At 37.3% G+C, this 22,332-nt stretch carries 16 protein-coding genes; 2 read left to right on the forward strand and 14 right to left on the reverse strand.

Annotation, left to right across the window (positions count from 1 at the left end; genetic code table 11):
* Positions 1-12: 12 nt before the first annotated feature.
* The 12 genes from V7108_RS17360 to V7108_RS17415 all read right to left on the reverse strand — a co-directional run bounded on the left by V7108_RS17360 (position 13) and on the right by V7108_RS17415 (position 17,934).
* Positions 13-1,482, reverse strand: a complete 1,470-nt coding sequence (locus V7108_RS17360) for a tagaturonate reductase (protein WP_335509587.1) — start codon at positions 1,480-1,482, stop codon at positions 13-15.
* Positions 1,483-1,509: 27 nt separating this feature from the next.
* Entirely contained in the window at positions 1,510-2,910 is a 1,401-nt protein-coding gene (gene uxaC, locus V7108_RS17365; RefSeq protein ID WP_335568947.1) for a glucuronate isomerase, read from the reverse strand.
* A 38-nt stretch (positions 2,911-2,948) separates the two neighbouring features.
* Entirely contained in the window at positions 2,949-3,791 is an 843-nt protein-coding gene (locus V7108_RS17370; protein ID WP_335568948.1) for a sugar phosphate isomerase/epimerase family protein, read from the reverse strand.
* Between the two features lie 172 nt (positions 3,792-3,963).
* On the reverse strand, positions 3,964-5,526 hold the full coding sequence (locus V7108_RS17375; protein WP_335568949.1) for a response regulator: 1,563 nt from the start codon (positions 5,524-5,526) through the stop codon (positions 3,964-3,966).
* A complete protein-coding gene (locus V7108_RS17380; protein WP_335568950.1) occupies positions 5,519-7,324 on the reverse strand; it encodes a sensor histidine kinase in 1,806 nt (601 codons plus the stop codon). Before V7108_RS17380 ends, V7108_RS17375 begins: the two co-directional genes overlap by 8 nt.
* A 189-nt stretch (positions 7,325-7,513) precedes the next feature.
* A complete protein-coding gene (locus V7108_RS17385; protein WP_335568951.1) occupies positions 7,514-10,399 on the reverse strand; it encodes a fibronectin type III domain-containing protein in 2,886 nt (961 codons plus the stop codon).
* A gap of 121 nt (positions 10,400-10,520) precedes the next feature.
* Entirely contained in the window at positions 10,521-11,627 is a 1,107-nt protein-coding gene (locus tag V7108_RS17390; RefSeq protein ID WP_420489009.1) for a glycoside hydrolase family 88/105 protein, read from the reverse strand.
* A gap of 86 nt (positions 11,628-11,713) precedes the next feature.
* Entirely contained in the window at positions 11,714-13,057 is a 1,344-nt protein-coding gene (locus V7108_RS17395; protein ID WP_335568952.1) for an ABC transporter substrate-binding protein, read from the reverse strand.
* Positions 13,058-13,199: 142 nt separating this feature from the next.
* Entirely contained in the window at positions 13,200-14,036 is an 837-nt protein-coding gene (locus V7108_RS17400; protein ID WP_335509570.1) for a carbohydrate ABC transporter permease, read from the reverse strand.
* 8 nt (positions 14,037-14,044) lie between these two features.
* A complete protein-coding gene (locus V7108_RS17405) occupies positions 14,045-14,986 on the reverse strand; it encodes a carbohydrate ABC transporter permease (RefSeq protein ID WP_335568953.1) in 942 nt (313 codons plus the stop codon).
* Positions 14,987-15,139: 153 nt separating this feature from the next.
* A complete protein-coding gene (locus tag V7108_RS17410) occupies positions 15,140-16,477 on the reverse strand; it encodes an ABC transporter substrate-binding protein (RefSeq protein WP_335568954.1) in 1,338 nt (445 codons plus the stop codon).
* A gap of 152 nt (positions 16,478-16,629) precedes the next feature.
* Entirely contained in the window at positions 16,630-17,934 is a 1,305-nt protein-coding gene (locus V7108_RS17415; RefSeq protein WP_335509564.1) for a Gfo/Idh/MocA family protein, read from the reverse strand.
* A gap of 236 nt (positions 17,935-18,170) precedes the next feature.
* Here V7108_RS17415 and V7108_RS17420 point away from each other — a divergent pair, with 236 nt between their 5' ends.
* Complete coding sequence (locus tag V7108_RS17420) at positions 18,171-19,184, forward strand: DUF1646 family protein (RefSeq protein WP_335509562.1); 1,014 nt, start codon at positions 18,171-18,173, stop codon at positions 19,182-19,184.
* 52 nt (positions 19,185-19,236) lie between these two features.
* On the opposite strand, the gene V7108_RS17425 is transcribed toward V7108_RS17420, so the two are convergent.
* Entirely contained in the window at positions 19,237-20,250 is a 1,014-nt protein-coding gene (locus tag V7108_RS17425; RefSeq protein ID WP_335509560.1) for a GGDEF domain-containing protein, read from the reverse strand.
* A gap of 235 nt (positions 20,251-20,485) precedes the next feature.
* Here V7108_RS17425 and V7108_RS17430 point away from each other — a divergent pair, with 235 nt between their 5' ends.
* Positions 20,486-21,148 (forward strand): FMN-dependent NADH-azoreductase, encoded by a 663-nt coding sequence (locus tag V7108_RS17430; protein ID WP_335509558.1) that lies wholly within the window; start codon positions 20,486-20,488, stop codon positions 21,146-21,148.
* Positions 21,149-21,182: 34 nt separating this feature from the next.
* Here the strand turns inward: V7108_RS17430 and V7108_RS17435 are convergent, their stop codons facing one another.
* On the reverse strand, positions 21,183-22,187 hold the full coding sequence (locus tag V7108_RS17435; RefSeq protein ID WP_335509556.1) for a DoxX family membrane protein: 1,005 nt from the start codon (positions 22,185-22,187) through the stop codon (positions 21,183-21,185).
* Between the last annotated feature and the right edge of the window lie 145 nt (positions 22,188-22,332).

Here is a 22,332-nt window from a genome sequence, read left to right on the forward strand (position 1 = left end):
GATTTCCCCCCGTTAGTTGGCTGCTTTTTGTCCTAAAATTGCTTCTACTGCCTTTTTCATTCCCTTTGTTTCAATCGTGAAAAGATCATTCGTAACAGCAGCGGTTAGTCCAGGCACTTGGTTTAAATCCATCTCCCAAACCTTCTCGAATGCTAACACAGTAGAAACGATGTTCTTAACGCTGTCGATTGTTCCATTATACTGACTCCACTGTACATTGAATAATTCCAGTACATCCTGGTCATCGGCTAATTGAATCTGTTCTTCTCCTCTTTTTCCCTTATAAAAAGAGATAAGGGCTGCAAGAGAAAAGACAAGTTTTTTTGGAAATTCACACTTCCGCTTGTGATATTCCAATAATGAAGGTAAATCTCTTGTCTTAAACTTAGACATCGAATTAAGTGAAATACTTAATAGAAAATGCTGCATAAATGGATTCCTAAATCGATCTAAAACAGCCTCTGCAAATGAATGCAATTCTTCGATTGGAAGGTCCAGCGTCGGGATGATTTCATCATAAATAAGCTCTTTGACAAATTGCCCGGTCACTTCATCCTCAATTGCTTGGGCTACAGTATTGATCCCGTATAAATAGGAAACTGGTGTCATTGCCGTATGGGCTCCGTTTAAAATACGTACCTTTATTGTCCGATAAGGTGTCAAGTCATCAACTACCAACGTATTTAGTCCTGCCAAATGTGCTGGAAACTCTTCACGAATTGATTGTGGTCCTTCGATTACCCATAGATGGTATTGTTCACCGGCGACTAGTAGATTATCTTTATATCCAAGCTCTTGTGTGATTTCCTCAATCGTATCTCTTGGATAGCCAGGAACGATTCGGTCAACAAGACTATTACAGAATGTATTCCCTTCATGTATCCATGAGATAAATTCGTCATCCAGATACCAAAATTCTGCATATTTTAGGACGATTTCCTTTAGCTTTTCACCATTCCGTTCAATCAGTTCACAAGGAATGATAATAAAGCCTTTTTCCTTATCACCTTGATAAGCAATGTAGCGCTCATATAAAAAAGCGGTTAATTTTCCAGGAAAGCTTTTTTGCGGGCGATCTTCTAAATGATCATTTTCGTCAAAGGCAATTCCGGCTTCTGTTGTATTTGAAAAAATAAATCTCAGCTCTGGACTCTTTGCCAGCTCAAGATATTGATCGTATTCGTTATAAAGATTTATGCCTCTACTAATACTGGTAATTATTGAATGCTCCTGAACTGCTTTACCTTCCTTCACCCCCTGTAAGTAGAGTGTAAACAGACCATCCTGTATATTTAATCTCTCAATTTTTTCTTGGCCGCGCGGTTGGACCACCACAACACTGCCACTAAACATCCCCTGTTTATTCATGACATCAATCTGCCAATCAACAAATCCTCTTAAAAAATTCCCTTCACCAAATTGCAATACTTTTTCAGGGTATTTTTGGCGATCCTTAACTAAGCTATTATTTAAAAGTTCCATGAATGCTCCTCCTTATAAATGGGGCATCTAAAATTGAAAATACTCTTTTGCATTGTCATAAGAGATTCCTTGAACAATCTTTCCTAAGAATTCTGTATCATTAGGAACCTCGCCATTCTCCACCCATTCACCGATGAAATAGCAGACTAATCTTCTAAAATATTCATGTCTTGTATAGGATAAGAAGCTTCTGGAATCTGTAAGCATTCCAATAAAACGAGTAAATAACCCAACATTGGCTAATGCCTGCATTTGATCAAGCATCCCTGATTTATTATCGTTGAACCACCATGCGGTTCCAAATTGAATCTTTCCTGGAATACCGCCGCCTTGAAAATTACCAATCATCGCTGCGATAATTGCATTATCGTTAGGATTGAGAGAATAAATAATCGTTTTAGGAAGCGCATTGTCCTGCTCCATTGTATTTAATAATCTTGCTAATGGCTTAGCAATTTCCTCGTCATTAATAGAATCATAGCCTGTGTCTGGACCTAATATTTTAAACATTCTCGCATTATTATTTCTTAATGCATTAATATGGAGCTGCATCGCCCAGCCTAATTCGGAATAGAGCTTGCCTAGGAAAGTTAATGTATAGCTTTTATATTTCTTTTCATCCTCAATAGAAACCTTTTGACCATTCAAGGCCTTTTTAAAAATCTGTGCAGCTTCTTCTTTTGTTGTATCAGCATACATCATAACGTCAATCGCATGGTCCGAAACTCTTCCTCCAACGGAATGAAAAAAACGAGCTCTTGATTCAAGCGCTTGTAAAAAGCCATCATAGGTATCAAACGGAATATCAGAAACCTCCTGCAGCTTGTTTACCCACTCGAGATATCCATCGCGATTAATTTCTAGTCCTTTATCCGGCCGGAAACTTGGCAGTACCTTTACATCAAAATCGGACTCTTTTTTTAATCGTTGATGATATTCAAGACTATCTACAGGGTCATCCGTGGTACACACCACTTGAACATTCGATTTTTTGATAAAATCCCTTGCTCCAAAGCCATCACTATTGAGTAAAGCATTTACCTTCACCCAAATAACTGGAGCACTTTCTTCATTCAATAGCTCATTAATCCCAAAGAACCGTTGTAACTCTAAATGCGTCCAATTAAACAGTGGATTCCCAATTGTCATTGGAACGGTCTTTGCCCAAGCCAGAAACTTTTCATAATCACTGGCACTGCCAGTAATAAACTCTTCATTAATTCCATTACTGCGCATTAAGCGCCATTTATAGTGATCCCCAGATAACCAGATATCTGTAATGTTTTTAAATTTCTTATTTTCATATATTTCCTTTGGACTTAAGTGGCAATGGTAATCAATGATTGGCATATCCTTTGCATATTCACGATACAAAGTAATCGCTGTTTTATTGTTTAGTAAGAAATTATCATCCATAAAGTTTCTCATCTCGACACCCAACTCTCTTTGTTTTGTTTTATCTCTAACTAGGCATTCGCGTATTTATCGATTAAGAACGCTAGACTTCCATCAACGTATGGTTCCTGTGTGCTTTCCATTAAAATATTGATAAATGGTTTTTTCTTTTTTAATAAGGTAAATAGTAAGTCATAATTTAACAATCCTTGACCGACTGGAACGATTTTGACTTGTTCATCCTCAATAATAAAATCCTTCGCATGCATAATCACCATTCTGTCTCCAAACAACTCAAACGCTTCTTGGATAACTGCTTCTTGATTTGGATAATTATCTATGGAAATAAAGTTGGCAGGGTCATAAATTACCTGAAGATTATTAGATGGAACAAGCTCCAGTAATCTCTTCATCCGCCCAGGTGTATGAATCGGGTGGTTGATTCCTCCTTCGATTCCTACTATTACACCAAACTTTTCTGCTTCCTCCACGAGCTCCTTAACACTCTCCACTACTTCAAGAAACGGCTCTTCCGTAAAGTTCTCTTCTGTATAAACGATTTCAGCCTGAACATTTCCAGTTTCGGTCCCCACAATACAGCAGCCAAAATCCCTTGCAAACCGGAGATGCTCCTTGAATCGCTCCATCCCTATTCTTTTTTCCGCGGGATTAGGATGAATCATGTTGAAATAGCAGCCTAATACAGCTATTTGAATATCCTGGTTATTAAAAACACGCCGTATAGTTTGTACAAAACCGGGACTTAAGCTTCCTAATTCGGAATTGATATTCCTTAAGGATTTGCCTAATGCTAACTGAACAGAACTGAGCCCTTTATTTGCGATTATTTTAACGACATTCTCGATTGATGGGTCCCCAATATCATGTGCCCGGATTCCTATATTCGCCGTCATTTCCATCCTCCAGTCATTTTCCGTTCATTCCCTTACAAGTTGATTATATTAATCCGTGAAAGGGGTTACAATTAATACTGATAAAGTCCTTAAAATCTTAAACAATTTTCTTAAAAATTTCATAATATTAAAAAATCCGCATGGAATCTTCCACGCGGATTTTTTTCGTTATTTATTTGAATTTTTTCTTGAATTCAGCGGGGGTAAAACCAGTATATTTTTTAAAACAGATACCAAAATATTGAGGATTACTATACCCTGCTTGTTCACATACTTCGTACGTTTTCATATTCCCTTCTCCCAGCAGCTCCATCGCTTTTTTCATGCGTAACTCTAGCAAGAAATCCCCAAAGTTAAACCCTTTCTCTATTTTAAATAGATTACTAAGGTAAGGTGTGCTGACATGGATGAACTCAGCAACTTTTTGAAGAGTTAAACTGCTGTCGTGGAAATTCTCCTGCATATACTTAATTGCTTGGTCAACATGACTATAGTAATTGTTTTCTTTCTTTTTATACATAGCTGAAGACCATTCTTCGATTAGACTATGCAGCATTTCTGTCATTTCTGTCAGGCTTGATAATGCCATGATATCTTTATATACATCAGATGAGTTAAAACGATCTGTTGAGTCTTCCTTTTTCCATTTCTCAATTTCAAAAAAGAGCATAGTACTGAATTTAAGTCCCAGTACTTTTAAATCTGCTAGAGGAACCGTTTTTCGATCAATTATAGCGGTGCTTAACTCCACCAGTGCTTCATTTGCCTTTTCTGGTAAACCGGACTTGATTTGATTCTCGAATTTCATCTCTAAATCTTGGATATGCTCTTCTTTTTGGTTACACTTTGAAACCGTCTCATCCAAAGAGATGACACGCCCTGTCCCCATAATATGTCTCATATCCATAGCTACCCTGGCTTCTAGGAAAGACTTACCGACTTCAAACCGATTTGGATAGGCACGTCCATGTGTAATGGTAATGTTATCGTCTATTTCTATGCTTAGATAATTAAACAGAGCTTCGGCTAGCTCCCCTTTCCTTGAATCCTGATCTTTTTCAAGTGATAAAAGGATGACATATTCACCAACTTCTGCGTTCATCACCAAACAAGGTAAGTCAATAAAAAAGGAAGAAGTGAAACTTGTAATCTTATCTTTAAAAAAGTTTCCCTCGAGCTCAAGCTCAATGGTATTCTTAACAAGAATAACCGCATAGAAAGGACCTTCCATTTCAACATCCAGCGCCAGCAGCTCATTCTCGACATCCACTCGGTAATCGCCTTCTCGAGACAACTTTTGAAAGAATTTCTGCTGCAGTAAAGGCAGGGACTCTATGATTCTTTTTTCCTTCACTGATTCTTTTTCCCAATCTGCTGCTGCTTCTTTGGCTTTTTTTAGCAGGTATTCCGAATCAACAGGCTTTAATAAATAGTCAAATGCTCTCAACTTAAGAGCTTCCTGTGCATACTTGAAATCTTCATATCCAGTCAGAAAAATAATTCTTGTCTCAGGGCTTCTTTCTTTAATCTGTTTCGCCATTTCTAACCCACTCATAAAGGGCATATTTATATCGGAAATGACCACTTGGGGCTGTTCCTTTTCGATTAACTCTAATGCCACCTCACCGTCTCCTGCTTCTCCCGCTATAACAAAACCATGTTCTCCCCAAGGGATCGCCTGGCATATGCCCCGACGAATAATTCTATCATCCTCTACAACAATTACTTTATGCATATTCGTTAATCTCCCCTTTTGTTTTGGGAATCCTAATGCTAACTACTGTTCCATTACCAGGTTCACTTGCAATAGTAAGACCATATTCGTTTCCGAAGTGAATTTTAATTCGTTCATTTACACTTTGCAGGCCAATACCGAGATACCTCTTTTTCTCTTGATACGAGGCTTCTATTTCTAGCAAGATATCTTTTAACTTTTGTGGTTCAATTCCGTTTCCATTATCCTCGACCTCTAAGTGGATGGTATCTTTAACCTGAAATCCACGAATGGTGATTTTTCCTTGCCCTCGTTTCTGCTTTACCCCGTGGTAAATAGCATTTTCAATAAGAGGCTGCAATGAAAGTTTAATAATATTATTGGAAAGAATCTCTTTGTCCATTGCAATTTCATAGGAAAAATCATCGCCATAGCGCATTTCCTGTATAAACAAATAATGCTGAATATGTTCCATTTCTTCATGAATGGAAATAATTTCTCTTCCTTTACTGATTCCAATGCGGAAAAAACTTGCAAGTGCACTAATCATTTGGCTAGCGTCTTTATTTAGACCCATATCACACAATCCTTTAATGGAATACATCGTATTATAAAGAAAGTGTGGATTAATTTGGGCATGCATAATGGCGAACTCTAATTGTCGTTTCTCTTCTTGTTCTAAACGGATTTGGTCCATTAAGGTATTAATTCGGATAATTAATTCTTTAAAGCCTGTATGGAGAATTTTCATTTCTTCTGGACCTGACATTTCAATATTTAGGTCCAGATTTTTTTTATTAATCATCGCCATCTGGTTCGCCATTTTTTTAAATGGATGGGTAATATATTTCCCTACTATATTGGTAATAAAAATTGCACTCATAATCATCAAAATGACCAATAGGATGGTGAAATCTTTGATGTAATTGACTTTATTTAAGATTTCATCTTGTGGAATTACAGCTGCTATTTTCCAGTTGTTCGAACGTAATGTATTGAAAATCACAATCATTTCTTCCCCTGCGGTATTTTCATAGGAGAACTCCCCAGCTTCGTCATTAAGGTTTTGCAGCGATTGAAGAGTAGGCTGATCCAGCTTATATTCGGTTTTAACAGTTTTAGATTCATAGATTCCATCTGGACTAATCAGTGTCAGGTATCCATTCTCTCCGATTAACGATTTATTCAATACTTGTTCAAAAAATTCTACCCGTAAATTAAATAAAATAATTCCTTTTGAGGATGATTGATTCTTATCAATCAATCGAAATAACGACATGACCTTATTATCTTTATTAAATTCATGGTCTTCGTGGATATTTCTCCAATAAAAACCCTCTTTGTTACCATTAAATTTTGTAAAATACTCATCATAATTGATCGTTGGATTTGAATTGTAATTGGTATGATACAATAAGAAACCATTTTGCTTATGATTTACGAGGACGGATTCAAGAATGACATTGTATCGTGAATAAATTAGCTTTAAATTATTATCAATCTCAACATAAGATTCCGGCTTTATTTCAGATACATCTTTATCTACTAACGATAATATTCTAGGATCATTCGATAAGGAGACTAACTGCTGAAAAACATCTGCCAGCATATTATCAAGATAATTCTTCGTTTGAAAAATCGTATCATTCACATTTTTATAGGCATTTTCTTCTATTTGTGCGGTTGCTAGCAAAGATGAAACCCATCCTGTAATGAGTATAAAAAGAATAATGATAGGTAAATAGAGAGTATTAATGGTGGATTTAAAAGAATAGAAAAAATGTTTGCGAATAAAGTTTTTAATCTTTACAGCTGTCATAGAAGGAACTCCCTGTTAGTATATAAATTATTAATATCCTCTAATTTAATTGTAACCGTTTTCCGCATTTTATCATAATACAAAATTATTGGTCAATTGGATATAAAAACAGCGGCCAGATTAAAAAATCTAGCCGCTGTAGTCTAGTTTACCTCTGGAGCAATTAATCTTAATGCTTTTACTGCATTATTACCATTTTAAAGTGAGCGTTTTGCTTGGTCCAAAGCCACTCCAACGATAGCCTTCCACTCTGACAAGACCGTTCGGAATGACATCGGATAGTCTTTCTCTTTTTGAATACTTGATTCCTTTTCCGACTGCTTCTACTTTAAATGTATACTCTTTTCCTGGTTCGAGACCTTTTGCTGTATAAGTAGTAGCAGCAGTTGTCATTTCTGCGTTAATTGGCGTAAAATCCACACCTTCAGGCCTAATTGGCTGCCCATTGATATATACGCGATATCCAATTACCTCTTGGTTATTGGCTTTTGCATTGTTCCAAGAGAGAGTCACACTTGCTTTATCTTTTTCGACTTTTGCCCTTAATCCACCATTAAAGCTTGGTGCTCCAATCGCATATGGAGCGGCTGTTTCGATTTCAAGAGTGGTGTTATAAGGTGTCTTGTTTCCTGCAAGATCTACTGCTGCCACTGTTACATCATATTTTGTGCCTGGTTGAAGATTGGATAGTGTATAGTTCCTAGTTTTAGCAAATCCTTGTAATTTGCCATTTGCATATACATTATAACCTGCAATACCAGTATCATCACTTGCGGCATCCCATGTAACGGAAGCCCATGTAAAGCCGGGATATATAACCTCAACTGCCTTGCCGCTAAAAGTATCACTAGCAGGAATCGTAGTTGTTGGTTCCTTAATCTCAGTATTTGCTGGAAGCACTGGAGCAGTTACATCCGCTCCTCCATTTGTTTTTACTTTGGTGGTTGGGCCATCAGAAGTACGATTGCCAATCCCGTCCGTTGCTTCTACCTTAAAGGTGTATTTCTTAGCTGGTGTTAAACCGGAAACTGAAAAACTCGATTCTTTCGTTGTCGTGTAGCCAGCTCCAATCTTCTCACCATCTTTATAGACAGTGTACCCCGCTACCCCTAAATTGTCTGTTGCGGCATCCCAGGTTAAAGTCACACTCTTACCATCTTCAGATGAGACTGCCTGCATCGCAGCACCTTTAGACCATTTAGGCTTTTGCGCGGCATTTACAGGAGCTGCTGTCGTATTTTCAAAAACTAGACCAGTAGAGTTGGTAATTCTCCAAGGACTTCCATTGTTATCTTTGACATTCGTAAATGCAACATTTATAAATTTAATATCTTTCGCGTAATCCATTTTCACGGAATATACATTATCAAATTTCACATCTTTAAAGGTAATATTTTCGTGATAGACTTCTCCGACATCATTATTTCCTTGTAAGAGGATTGCCTGTTTATTGCTGCCGCCTTGGTTGCGTACAGTGGTATTTTCAATCTTCATATCTCTGAATTGCGAAATTTGCTGTGCTGGTTCATAAAGTATCGCAGCATTCGCGTCTTCATATGCAGAAGTAAAAACAAATGGACCATCACCGTCAATTCCTTCTAAAGCATTATCCCGGAATAGGATGTTCCTTGCTCCGCCACCCATCGGGGTATTGGTTTTGCTGCGTAAACCAACATCCGTTTTATACATGATATTGTCTTCGATGACAAAGTCTTGGATCCAGCTGCCAGTATGACTGCCTGTTACCACCCCGCCGTGACCTTCACGAATATAGTTATTGAAGATCCATGCATTTCCAGTCGGTTCTTTACCTGCTGCAAAGTTAATGGCATCATCTCCGGTATCCACAAAGTTATTGAAGACCATAATATGCTGGGAGTCCCCAAACTCATAACCATCCGCATTATTGGCATCGTATGTTTTTGAAATCGTTCCATTTACAACAATGTTTTTACTATGAAGATTCACAATCCCGTGAAAAGCGGGATTCAGTTGTGTAAATCCTTCATAATACATACCGTCTACACCACGTACCGTAATTAAGCTAGAGCGTGTGGAATAAGCGGATTTCACGTTCATCCCCATCTCTTGTGACGCATAGGATTGGGTAGCTCCTAAAATACCAAGTGTATTAGGAGAATTAAGATCTAACGGACTCATCTTTCCATTTTCTACTTTTACATTGCCTGTAACTTTTGAGTTATTGCCCGCAAAGTAAAATGGCAGTTCATTACCTAGTTCATCAATGGTTGGTTTTTTTGACGGGTCTAGCTTCCAGCCATTCCCATCAATCGTTCCTTTCCCTGTAATTCTAATATTCTTAAGACTGCCATAATCATATGTATGAGCATTGATCAGGGAATAGGAACGTTCATCTGTCGAATAATCATATACCCAGAAATTCCTGCTATAATCTTCCGGGTCATTGGAACCTAGTAAGTAACCATCTACTTGTAAAGTCATATCCGATTTAAGCCATAACTCTCCGGAAGTAAACTTTCCTTCTGGAATTAAAACTTTCGCTCCTGTTGATGCTGCATCAATGGCAGCTTGAATGGCTGCAGTATCCTTCGTGTCATCATCTGGAGTGGCACCAAAATCGACAATATTGAAAACCTCTGGTACTGGTGTTGTTTTTCCTTCAATCTTGTTAGAAGGAGCTGATTCAACTCCATCTTTTTTTACGGAAGTGACATAAAATTGATATGAACGGTTTGCTTCCAGATTTTCTACGGTGAAATTATGAATGAGAATGTCGACATGAAAATCATCTTTATCAATATTTTCATAGAAACTATCTATATACTCTTTTGCCGGACCGCTGTTATCCTTTAAAGCACTGCCAATTTTTACCCCATCCATATAAACATTAAAATCAACGATATCCTTATAATCTTCAGGTTTTTCCCACACAAGGGTGATGCTGTCATCGTCAAAAGCAAGTTTCGGTATCTGTAAGTTTACTGGTGCATCCGAAGTAGAAGTTTGTGTTTTTGCCAGAGGTGCTGTTCCCAAATTACTGAATATCAGCAATATTGCAAAAAATAAAGAGAAACTGTTTTTAAATATCTTCAACTCTTTTACCACCTTTTTTCTGACTTTATGGAACTCCTTTTCCTATGCAAAAAAGCTACATAGGAAAAGGTTCATATCTTAATATTCTGAAGGGCTAAAAAAAACGTTCCGTTGAATGCTATTACTTAATTAGGTCGTAGTACGCCATGCTGCCTAAAATAAATGCACCCATTCCATGAAGATCATTTTCGGATGTTGGACGTGATACATAGTAATCGTATGTTCCTGCTGAAGTTCCGATCACGATTCCTTTTAAGGTGAAAGAAGAATCATTCGTTTCCACCATATGCTCTAATAATCCTGCATAGGCTTTATCACAAACTTCACGGTAAGAATCATCAACAATACCATGCTTTACAGCCTTCGCAATAAAATATAAGAAGAGAGCAGAACAAGAGGATTCTAACCAATTGTCTGGACGGTCTCCTTTATCGACCACATTGTACCATAGGCCAGACTGTTCATCCTGGAATTTCACGATAGCTGGAATGAAACTTTGGAGGGATTGAATCCATTCTTCTTGACCACGTTTCTTTTCACCCAAAACCTCTAACAGATCAATCAATGCCGCACCGTACCAGCCAACCGATCGGCCCCAAAAGTCCGTTGAACAGCCTGTTTCTGGATCAGCCCATGGCTGCACTTTTTTCTCATCCCAAGCATGGAAGAGCAAACCAGTACTAGGGTCTGTCATGTGTTTTCTCATTAACTTTTCCTGAAGCAATACATGCTGAACCAATTCTTCTTCTTGAAAATGCTTGCTGTACATAAGCATGAATGGCCCACCCATAAAAAGACCATCTAACCACATTTGATAAGGGTATTTTTCCTTATGCCAGAAACCATTTTCAGTGGTTCTGTTAATGGTATCTAATGCGCTTCTTAATTTCTTTGCCGCAATCATATATTTAGGATTCTTTGTCTTTTCATATAAAGGAAATAAAAGAATCCCCGGCATGATAGAATCTAATTGATCTCTCTCGAAAACGACATTTCCTTCTTCATCAATTAAGTGATCAAAATAACCTTGGATGTAGTTAAAATACTCTTCCTTACCGGTTTCTTCCCATACTCTATACATTCCATATAGAAAGACACCTTGGTGATAATGGAACCAATTTACTGGAGGTAAATCCGCAGCCCGATAAGTATTCATTAATGCTTGGCATGCCTTTTCCGCCATCACCAACGGAGTTTCTGTTCTTATTTTATCTGTTGTATTTTCCATTATCCTATCTCCTTCTCAGCTATCTATTTAATCTTCCATATAAGAAAACTGGGTGTTAATAGAATCAACACCCAGAATGTACTAACTTACTTTTTAAATGTTGCATCATATTTTTCTTTAGAGTCTTCAATTGCTTTTGCCCACTCATCTAGGAAGTCCTTTGCAGACATTTTTCCACTCATAACTGCCTGTACACCTGGGTCTACTACACCATCAAGAATGGCACGATAATCTGGCAGATAGAATGGCGGTTCATATAGTTTTGTATCAGGATTATTGTAAACTTCAAAGGCTGTTTTGATATGCTGTGCATCTTGTACCCATTTATCATCCAACACATCAGAGTTTGTAGGGATTTGGCCCGTTTGTTCATTCCAATAGCTTTGTGCTTCTTCTGAGTTAACAAATTCTACGAATTTCCATGCTTCATCAGCATGCTTTGTTGATTTGAAGATCGCTAGATTAACTGCATTACCACCTTCTGCAACATATTGACCTTTTTCTGTTGTCGGTAGTGGAATTAACTTGTAGGAACCAGCTGGTAACGCTTTATTGTGCTCACCGTAAGAACCAGGATTGTGGTGTACCATTGCTACTACACCTGTGTCAAAGCCTGCAATCATTTCTTTATAACCATTTGTGATATCACTCTTTGGTGTAAATTTGTCATAGTAAGAGAAATACTTCTCAACAAATTCTACGTGTTTCGGATCGTTGATGTTCGTCTTACCATTTTTATCAAAAAAGTCTAAACCACTATAAGCAAACATTGCTCTTTGAATCGTGAAAGATGCACCTGCACCACCGCGAATGGTAAATCCATAACGATTATTGTTTTGATCTTTCATTTTTTCAATAACTGTAAAGAACTCATCCCATGTTTTAGGCTCTTGTACACCAGCTTGTTCAAACCAGTCTGTACGAATCCATAAAGCATCTAAATTCTGTGCATATGGAATACCATAAAGCTTGCCATCTTGAGTAATTTTCTTATTTACACCAGTAGCACTAGGGTTAATTTTCTTACTGATGTCAGACTTTTCGAAATAAGAATCTAGTGGCAGCAAAGCTTCACGAATAGAGAATTCTGGCAGCCAGGTTGTTTGCACAGAGCCAATATCCGGCATATCATCTGCCGCAATTGCAGCATCATATTTTGATTTTGCTGAACTATTCGGAATACCAACATACTCAACATCAATATTAGGGTTCTTTTCTTCAAATCGCTTAATGACTTCTTCCCAAACAGGGGTACGTGCTGGGCCTGCGTTTTCATCCCAAAATTGGAGTGTTACAGGTTCATCCGATTTCGTTGTGTCTTTCTTAGTCGTTTTTGTTGCAGCTTGTTCCTCCCCACCGCAGCCTGCAAGCAGCATACTTGTCGCCATTGCTAATGCAAGTACAGAGGTTGTCATTTTTTTCTTCATCATGGTAATGCCCCCTTAATATTTTTTATAAGTCTTGTTTCTAAAAGAATGGTGTTAAAATCTTAAAGCCGATTTTAACGCGGAACAAACTAGTTTGGTGCTTATAATAAAGGTTGCAAGCTCTTTTCTAAAGAGCCTTTTATAATTAGCCTTTTACAGCTCCACCCATACCGTTTACCAGGTGCTTCTGTGCATAGGCAAATAATATAACTGCAGGAATTAAAGCGATTACACTCCCAGCCGCCAACGCACCATAGTTGATACTAAATTCTCCCAGCATCGTACTTAATCCAACAGGGAGGGTAAATTTGGATTGTTGATTGGTCAGCATTAGTGCGATTAAAAATTCATTCCAAGTGTAGATAAAGGTAAAAACTCCAGTTGCTACAATCCCAGGCAGCAATAATGGAAATACTACATGACGCAGTGATTGAAGTTTCGAGCAGCCGTCAATCATCGCTGCTTCTTCTAATTCCCTTGGAACATTTGAGATAAATCCACTCATCAAGATCGTAGTAAACGGAATCTCAATTGCTGTATATGTAATAATGAGTGAAAGTGGATTACTGATTAACCCAAGATTTTTGAAAATGACGAACAAAGGAATAATCATCATCGCTCTTGGGATAAATTGAGTACATAACAGCATAATCATAAAACTGCGTTTTCCTTTGAACTGATATCTGCTTAATGCATAACCGGACAGAGTCGAACAGACAAGCACAACCAAAACAGTAGAAACTCCAACGATTAAACTATTTTTAAAGAAAGTAGCAAAACCGACATTGGTCCACGCAGTCACAAAGTTTTCAGTTGTCGGGTTTACCGGCAAGTACTGCAGAGGACGTTTTACAATATCTCCTTCAGGTTTAAAAGCTGTATTTAATGTCCAGTAGATTGGAAAGATGGTAAAACTCAACAACATGGTTAAAGGAAGGTATAGAGTTAAAAGTTTGTCGACTTTTTTATTTGCTGTAAACATCCTTCAAATCACTCCTTTTCATAACGTGATAGTTTCAAATAAAGGATGGCGAAAACGAGTAAGATTCCAAATGAAACGACCGTTAATGCTGACCCATATCCAAAATTGCTTCCATGAACAGCTAAATCTGCAATATACATTGTAAGTGTTGTAGTTGAATGTGCAGGTCCGCCACCCGTTAAGTTAAACAAAAGATCGACGTTATTAAACTCCCAAACTACTCTAAGTAATGTAGTTAGGACAATCGTATTTTTTAATTGTGGTAATGTTACATAAATAAACGACTTCCATCTGCTTGCACCATCTACCCTGGCTGCTTCATATAGTTCATTCGGAATACTTGATAATGAAGCTAGTAACGTGATGGCAAAGAACGGAATCCCCCTCCATAATTCAGCTATAATAACAGACGTAAAGGCTGTTGACGTACTTGCTAAGAAAGCTTGTGGTTCATCAACGATTCCCATTTTCATCAGCAAGTCATTGAGTACACCCATATGCTCATTAAACATCAATGACCACATAGTCGATGCCAGCACCCCTGATATAGCCCAAGGGATAAAAGCCACCGCACGTACTACCCCTCTAAACTTAAATGTTTGGTTCAATAGTAGGGCTAGGATCATACCAAACACTAATTGTAGTCCAACTTCCGTTACAACCCATTTCAAACTATTTATTAAACTAGGTATGAACATCTTGTCATTTGTAAATATTTCTTTAAAGTTCTCTAAACCAGCAAAGCCATTATAATATGGTGCCGACACATCATAGTGTTGAACACTGTAATAGAATACAGTCGCTATCGGATAAAATAGAAAACCTAAGATTATCAGGAAAGAGGGCAGTATAAAAAGGTAGGGAACCCATTTATCCTTTTTGATTTTCTTCCGATTCACCGCCTTTTTGCTGTTAATAACCGTTTCAGTAAAACCTTGTGATAAACTCATCTCGTTTCCTCCTCTCTGTTTTTTATAATAAATGAAAACGGTTACTTAAATAATTAAAGATTTTAAGATGATTGATTAAAATTTTAAGATATTTCAAAATATAGTTTAAAATACAAAAAGGCACCGATGCTTATTTGCACCAAATGCCTAAGTTTATCTTAAATTAGCTAATGATTCATCGTATTGCCGCTCTGCTTCTTCCATTGCTTCTGCCCAATTATCTAGAAACTCTTCCACGGTTATTTTACCGCTTAACACTGATTGTGTACCGGTGTCGACGATGGTATTAAGAATGGTTCGATATCCCGTGAGATAGAATGGCGGCTGAAAAAGAATAGTATTCGAGTCATTATAGACTTTCAGAGCTGTCTGAATATGCGGTGAAGTCTTGACCCATTCTTCATCGAAAACATCAGTATAAGTAGGAATTTGGCCAACTCTTTGATTCCAAAAACTTTGTGCCCACTGCGAATTAATAAAAGTGATAAATTTCCATGTTTCCTCTGGATGTTCCGTTCCTTTAAACATACTTAAGCCAATAGTATTGCCGTCTTCCGCTACATAATGGCCTTTAATAGATTTTGGCAAGGGGATCGCTTGGAATTGACCCGGATTCAACGCTTCGCTATGTTCCGCAAAAGATCCGATGTTATGCTGAACCATCGCAATCTTCCCTGAATCAAATCCAGCAATCATCGCCTTATAATCATTCGTGATATCGCTAATAGGAGTATAGGTTTGATACAAGGCAAAATATTTCTTTAAGAATTCCACATGCTTGGGGTCATTGATTGTGCTTTTCCCATCTTTGAAGTATGTTTCAATGCCTGAGTAGGTATACATCATCCGTTGTAACTGGAAAGAGCCCCCTGCTCCTCCTCGAATGGAATATCCATAACGATTATTCATTTTATCCGTTAACCTTTCAACGGATTGAAAGAAATCATCCCATGTGTCAGGCGTGTTCAAATTGGCTTCTTTAAACCAATCCGATCGAACCCAGAGAATATCCAGGTTTTGTGTATAGGGAATTCCATATAACTTTTGATTATGCACGATGCGTTTATTAAACTCGATTGCAGCTTTATTTATTTTTTCCTTTTCGCTCCATTTTGAAAAATTAGTATCTAATGGCATTAATGCGTCACGCATCGAAAACTCTGGCAGCCAGCTCGCATAAACGCTAGCAACATCAGGCATTTCTCCTGATGCAATAGCAGCATCAAACATGGCCTTTGCTGAGTCCTTAGGCAAACCAACGTATACAACATCAATGGTTGGATGCTCCTTTTCAAATCTAGTAATTAATTCGTCCCAAATAGGGGTCCGCTGTGGTCCAGTATTATCATCCCAAAAAATAATTTTAATCAATTTATCTTCTTCTTGGTTTGTCTGTTGGTAAAAGGAGTATTTGCCTTTGCACCCTGTAAGCAGCAATCCAATGATCATGATTAGAGCCATCACAGATGTTGTTCGTTTCTTCCTAAGCATGCTTTACTCTCCTCTTTGAACAGCCGATAATTCCTTAAAGTATAAAATCATTCTACTCATTTTGAACCACCATGCAAAGTTAATTTCATTGAAAAATGAAAAAAACATACTATCAGTCTAAAATTACGATAGTATGTTTTTCTATCCATTCCCTAAAACTTATTTGGCAGGAGATCAGACTGAAATAAAATTTCTTTTATGTTAATAGGTCTCTTTTCTGCTACGGATCGCCATACCGCTTCCCCAACAGCGATGGAATAGGCACCCGCATCCGCACCTGCCAATATTTGATATTTTCTAGCTGGGTCCGGACCAAGGAATAGATCTGCTAGAAGAATAGGATCTCCCCCTCCATGTCCGCCAGACTCTTTGACAAGTTCAATCGTTTCTTTTCCACCAAAAAGAGGAAAATATTCGATCTTTTGTTCAGGATACTCAAAAGGAATTCGAGAAGGTTCATGGTATTCCGTTGTTTCAATTCTTCCTTTCGTTCCATTGATCGCCAGGCGGTACCCCTCATAAGGAGCCGAAAAATTAATCGAGTAACTTAGCATACTCCCGCCGTCATATTTAACTGCAGCCACATACGTATCCTCAATCGAGATGTCTTCATCAAAAATACAAGCATCAGGTCGATAATTCGTATAAGGCACATCCTTTTCATAAACACCTGCTAAAAGATGGTCATCTCTTACGGTAGTCGACCCGCTTCGAGGGTTCCAACGCCTAAAATAACTGCAATCGTTCCGAACATCACAAGTTCCACAAAAACGTCCCGACTCTTTTTGCGGATTCAACTCACTCTCATGACCAAAGTAATTTAAAGCTCCGTATGCAAACACTTCTTCAGGCTTTTGGTCTAACCACCAATTGATTAGATCAAAATGATGGGTAGACTTATGAACTGATAAGCCTCCTGATGTATTACGATTCCGATTCCATCTTTTAAAGTAACTTGACCCATGATACGTATCAATATACCAATTTAGGTCAATGGAAGTGATCCTGCCAACTTTCCCTTCAAGAATCATTTCTTTAATTTTTCTGTGAAAGGTACTATAGCGGTAATTAAAGGTGACAAGGACCTTTCCTTTGCTGGCTGCCTCAGCTTGCATTACCTTATAGGCATCATCTGCGTTTGTCACCATTGGCTTTTCAGTAATCACATTCACCTGTTTCTTTAAGGCCCTTAAAATATAATCAACATGAGTATCATCTCTGCCTGTTACAAGAACATAATCCGGCTTTGTTTGATCGACCATCGTTTCAAACTGTTCTGGGAGAAAGATTGGAACTCCCTCTAACTGCGGATACTTTTCCTTGCAAATCGTAAATCGAAGTGTGTCTGAATCTAGTAATCCTACAATTTCATTCTCTTTTGAAAACTCATGTAAAAGAGGTTTAATAAACATTTCCAATGCGCGATTGCTAACGCCGCAGATTACATACTTTTTCATACAAATCCCTCCAATTTTTAATAAAGGCAGATTTACTTATCCTCATTTTATATGGAAACCCTTTCTTAATTAATTGAGAATCTTTAGTCTTTTGTGTAAATATTTAAGATAATCTAGTTATAAATTTAATAAATATAACTTATAAATATCTCAATATTCTGTTAAACTTCATCCAAAAAGGTTTATAATAGACTTATAGTTTTTTCATTTAATAAAATATAAAGGATTTGGTATGTTTGATTGGATTAGTAATCATTTTAATTTTAGTTTTATTTCTACCTTTTTCCGTGAAAAAAGTGGAACACAATTTGGAGATTTTCTTATTTGTTATGGGGATTGCCGCTGCGACGATTAGCGGTATGATGAACCTTCATTTAATCGAAAAGGCACTTATTGATCCGATTAACATTACACTTGCAGTATTGATTGCTGGATTAGTATGTAAGTGGGGGCAGGTTCAACTCGAAAAGTCGATTCTTTGGTTAAGCAAAGCATTAACTCCAAGAATTTTCTTCGGCTTAACCGTCATTATTCTAGGACTAGCATCCAGTATTATTACTGCGATTATCGCAGCGATTGTCCTGGTTATTATCATCAACGTCCTTCCACTTGACCGTAAATCAGAAATTCGCTTTACCGTTTTAGCTTGTTTTTCAATTGGGCTTGGCGCTGCCCTCACCCCTATTGGCGAGCCATTAGCAACGATCACCATTAGTAAGTTAAATGAAGACTTTTTTTATCTTCTAAAATTAATTGGTCCAGAAGTTATTCCTGCGGTCGTCCTGTTTGGTTTATTGACAATCTTTTTGGTTAAACCCCAAGAAAGCTCTGATGGTTTAGCGTCAGAACAAAAGGTAGAAAGCTATAAAGAAATTTTGGTTCGATCTGCAAAAATTTACTTGTTTGTCATGGGTCTAACCTTCTTGGGACACGGATTTGAGCCATTAATAAATGAGTATATTCTTGGACTTCATCCAATGTTGTTATACTGGATTAATATGATTTCAGCAATTTTAGATAATGCTACCCTTGCAGCAGCAGAAATTAGTCCAGCCATGGACCAAGAAACAATACGTGCTGTTTTAATGGGTCTAATTATCAGCGGCGGTATGCTGATACCTGGTAACATTCCTAATATTATTGCAGCTGGGAAACTGAACATTACAAGTAAAGAATGGGCACGTTTTGGTGTTCCCGTTGGACTAATAACCATGGCAGTTTATTTTGTAGTTCTGTTTTTTATCTATTAATCTTATGGTAAAAAAAGAATCGGAATCCACTTAAAAGTGAAGCCGATTCTTTTTATTTTGCCAACATATGCATGCGGTCAATTGCCTTTTCTTTCAGCATTGGTGTAAACAATGAATAACAGTTTCTCCCTTTCTCCTTGGAGTGATACATAGCTAGGTCCGCATTTATTATTAAGGTTTCCATATCTTCACCATGAATGGGATGCAAGCTAATTCCAATACTAGGAGAAATGATAAACTTTTGTCCATAAATCCTAAATGGTTCTTTCATAGTCTTGATGATCTCTTCACTCACTTCAAATGCTTCATCTACGGATGTTATTTGGGGCATAAAGATAATAAATTCGTCTCCGCCAAATCTGGCTAGGACGTTATCTTCTTTTATTACTTCTCTTAGCCTCCTTGCAACAGATTGCAATAACTGGTCTCCTGCTTCATGACCCAAGCTGTCATTAATTATTTTGAAATGGTCTAAATCCAGCAATAGAATACCTTTATCAGCCGCAGAGTTATATTTATTTAGACAGGACTTAATAAACCATCGATTCGGTAAACCAGTTAGGGCATCATGATAGGCCATATGTGAAATCTTCTCTTCTGCATTTTTTAAATCTGTGATATCCAAACCAAAACCAAGTAAATACTCTTTCTTTGATTCCTCAAGATTTATAATTGTTTTTCCAGTAAGCATATGACCTTTTTTTCCGTTGAATTCTGTGCTTACCTCATTTGTTTGAAGTGTCCCTTTTTTCCATACCTCTAGATCAATTTCACGCAAACTCTCAGCTATAGATTTAGGAAAAAAGTCAAATACTGTTTTTCCAACAAGATCTTCCCCATTTACACCATGTGCTTTACAGACCTGTTCATTTACAAAAATGGTTCGACCTTCCGGATCCTCTAAAAAAATATTAATAGGTAACGCATCAAGAATTTTTAGATGCAGGGACTCGTTTAAGCGCAGGCTCTTTATAAGATGTTTCTCTCTATTTTCTAACTCTTCTACTCTTTTCCGTAATTCTTCTATTTCACTTTCCTCATTAAAATGCGATTTTTGCCGAATCATCATAAATTCCGCCTTTAGTCTGATATCTGCTACTTTAATAACTTAATCATATTGTATTTCTAAATCATTATCTATTAGATTTCTAACAATTTAATGAAAATTTTAAATTTTTCCCTTCAAGGAAATAGACACTGATTGTTCAAGAACTTCACTTTATGTTCAAGAATGTTCAAGTTTTTTTCCTTATAATAATAGTAATGATTGATCTCATAAAAATTGATTGGATGTGTGTTAGGTGGAGAAATTATTATATATCACTGCTAATCCTAAAGGGCTTGAAAAATCAAAAGGGTTAAAAATTGGTGAAGCCTTTATTACCACAGTTAAAGAGGAAAATCCGGAAATGGAAATCAAACATATCGACCTCTTTACATTAGATATTGCTCATATGGATGCAGAATTAGTTTCTGCAAGAGGAAAATTAGCAGGATATGGATATACATTAGATCAATTAACCGATGGAGAAAGAGAGAAAATCCTGAAAATGCATACACTAGCTGAGGAATTCCTGTCTTATGACTATTATGTTTTCGTCTCTCCTATATGGAATTTAAGCTCTCCAGCAGTGTTAAAAGCATATTTGGATAATCTATTTATTGCAGGTAAAACCTTTGCGCATACGGCAAATGGTCCAAAAGGTCTTCTTACTGGTAAAAAGGCAATTCATATCAATACCCGCGGTGGTCTCTACACTGGTACACCAATGAGTGAGTTAGAATGTGGAGACCGTTATTTAAGAATTGCACTTAACTTCCTAGGAATTGAAGTAATGGACACGATTATTGCCGAAGCATTAGACATCTATCCTCAAAAAGTTCCAGAAATTATTGAAAAAGCGAAAGAAGCAGCCATTCGAGCAGCAAAGGAAATGATAAAAGCTCCAATCGCTCAAGCATAGCATGAAAAAAGCTTCCTTATAGAGGAAGCTTTTCTTATGCAAAACGATAGTAAATGAGAAGGAATGTTGATAGGGTAAAGACAAAATTCAAAAATACAAATACCATACGGGAAATTTTGGTACTATGGATATTAATAGGCGGGTCATAAAAGGATACACCCTCTATAATAAAAATCAGCAAAACGATGTGAACCATGAGATGACCAATAATCTCCGTTACACCAAATAGCATGGTCGATGTGATAAAGATTAAGGTCAAAACAAAAGCTAAGAGACGATTCAGAATCCCTACTATTAGCAAATAGCCTACAACAAATTCGATAAACGCAGCAAGAACCACAAAGGTTGCTGGCGCAAACCCAAATGTTGGAACGGCGTGCTGGTGAATAATATCAATACTCATAGCCGGATAGACCCATTTTTCAACAGCCACCCAGCATAGCGACAAACCTGTCCCTAAGTAAAGAAATGGAAATCCCCAATCTTCTAGTTTTGATCTTCCTACTAATAAAACTCCAACAATGGCCAGGTAAAATCCATAATCAAGCATATGAAATAGTCCTGATTGCCCCAGCTGATAGAAGAATAAAATCAGTATAATCAGTGCTCCGGCTTTGGTTGCAAAATGATTTGGAATAAGTAATAGAAGGATTGTTATCCACATTAATATACGTATGATTGAGTTAGTAATCGCAAATTCTGGTGCAAATAGGGTACCCGACAAAACCTGAATAAGGAACGCAAGGGCAGTACCATATTTTAAAATATATCTAGAAGATTTACGATATTTATCTAGGAACCCATCAATTTTTTTGGTGATTGGAATATTATCAAGTATTGGCAATAGCTGCGTTAAGACAGCAAGTAATGCGGCAATCAATAAGGTAATAGATATGAACATCGGCGATAGAATGTTTTCGACTTCCTCTTTTTCCGATGTAACTTCCGTAAACCATTTTACATGTGCATCCACCAAAAAAGGTGAACAAACCATAACAAAAACAAATAATATTACGACTATAGCTTTTCTCTTCTTCATTAGGTCCTCCCCAAAAAGTTTTCATTTATATGTTTTTCGGATACACGCCTAAATATTCGAGCGATAGGAAATATTCGCACCTGCTCATTCACAGATGTATGTTTTTCTACTATAATTAATTGATGGTTTATGTAATGATAGAGTG

Origin of the sequence: Neobacillus vireti, from assembly GCF_036962345.1 — a bacterium.
GTDB classification, from domain to species: Bacteria; Bacillota; Bacilli; order Bacillales; family Cytobacillaceae; genus Neobacillus; species Neobacillus vireti_A.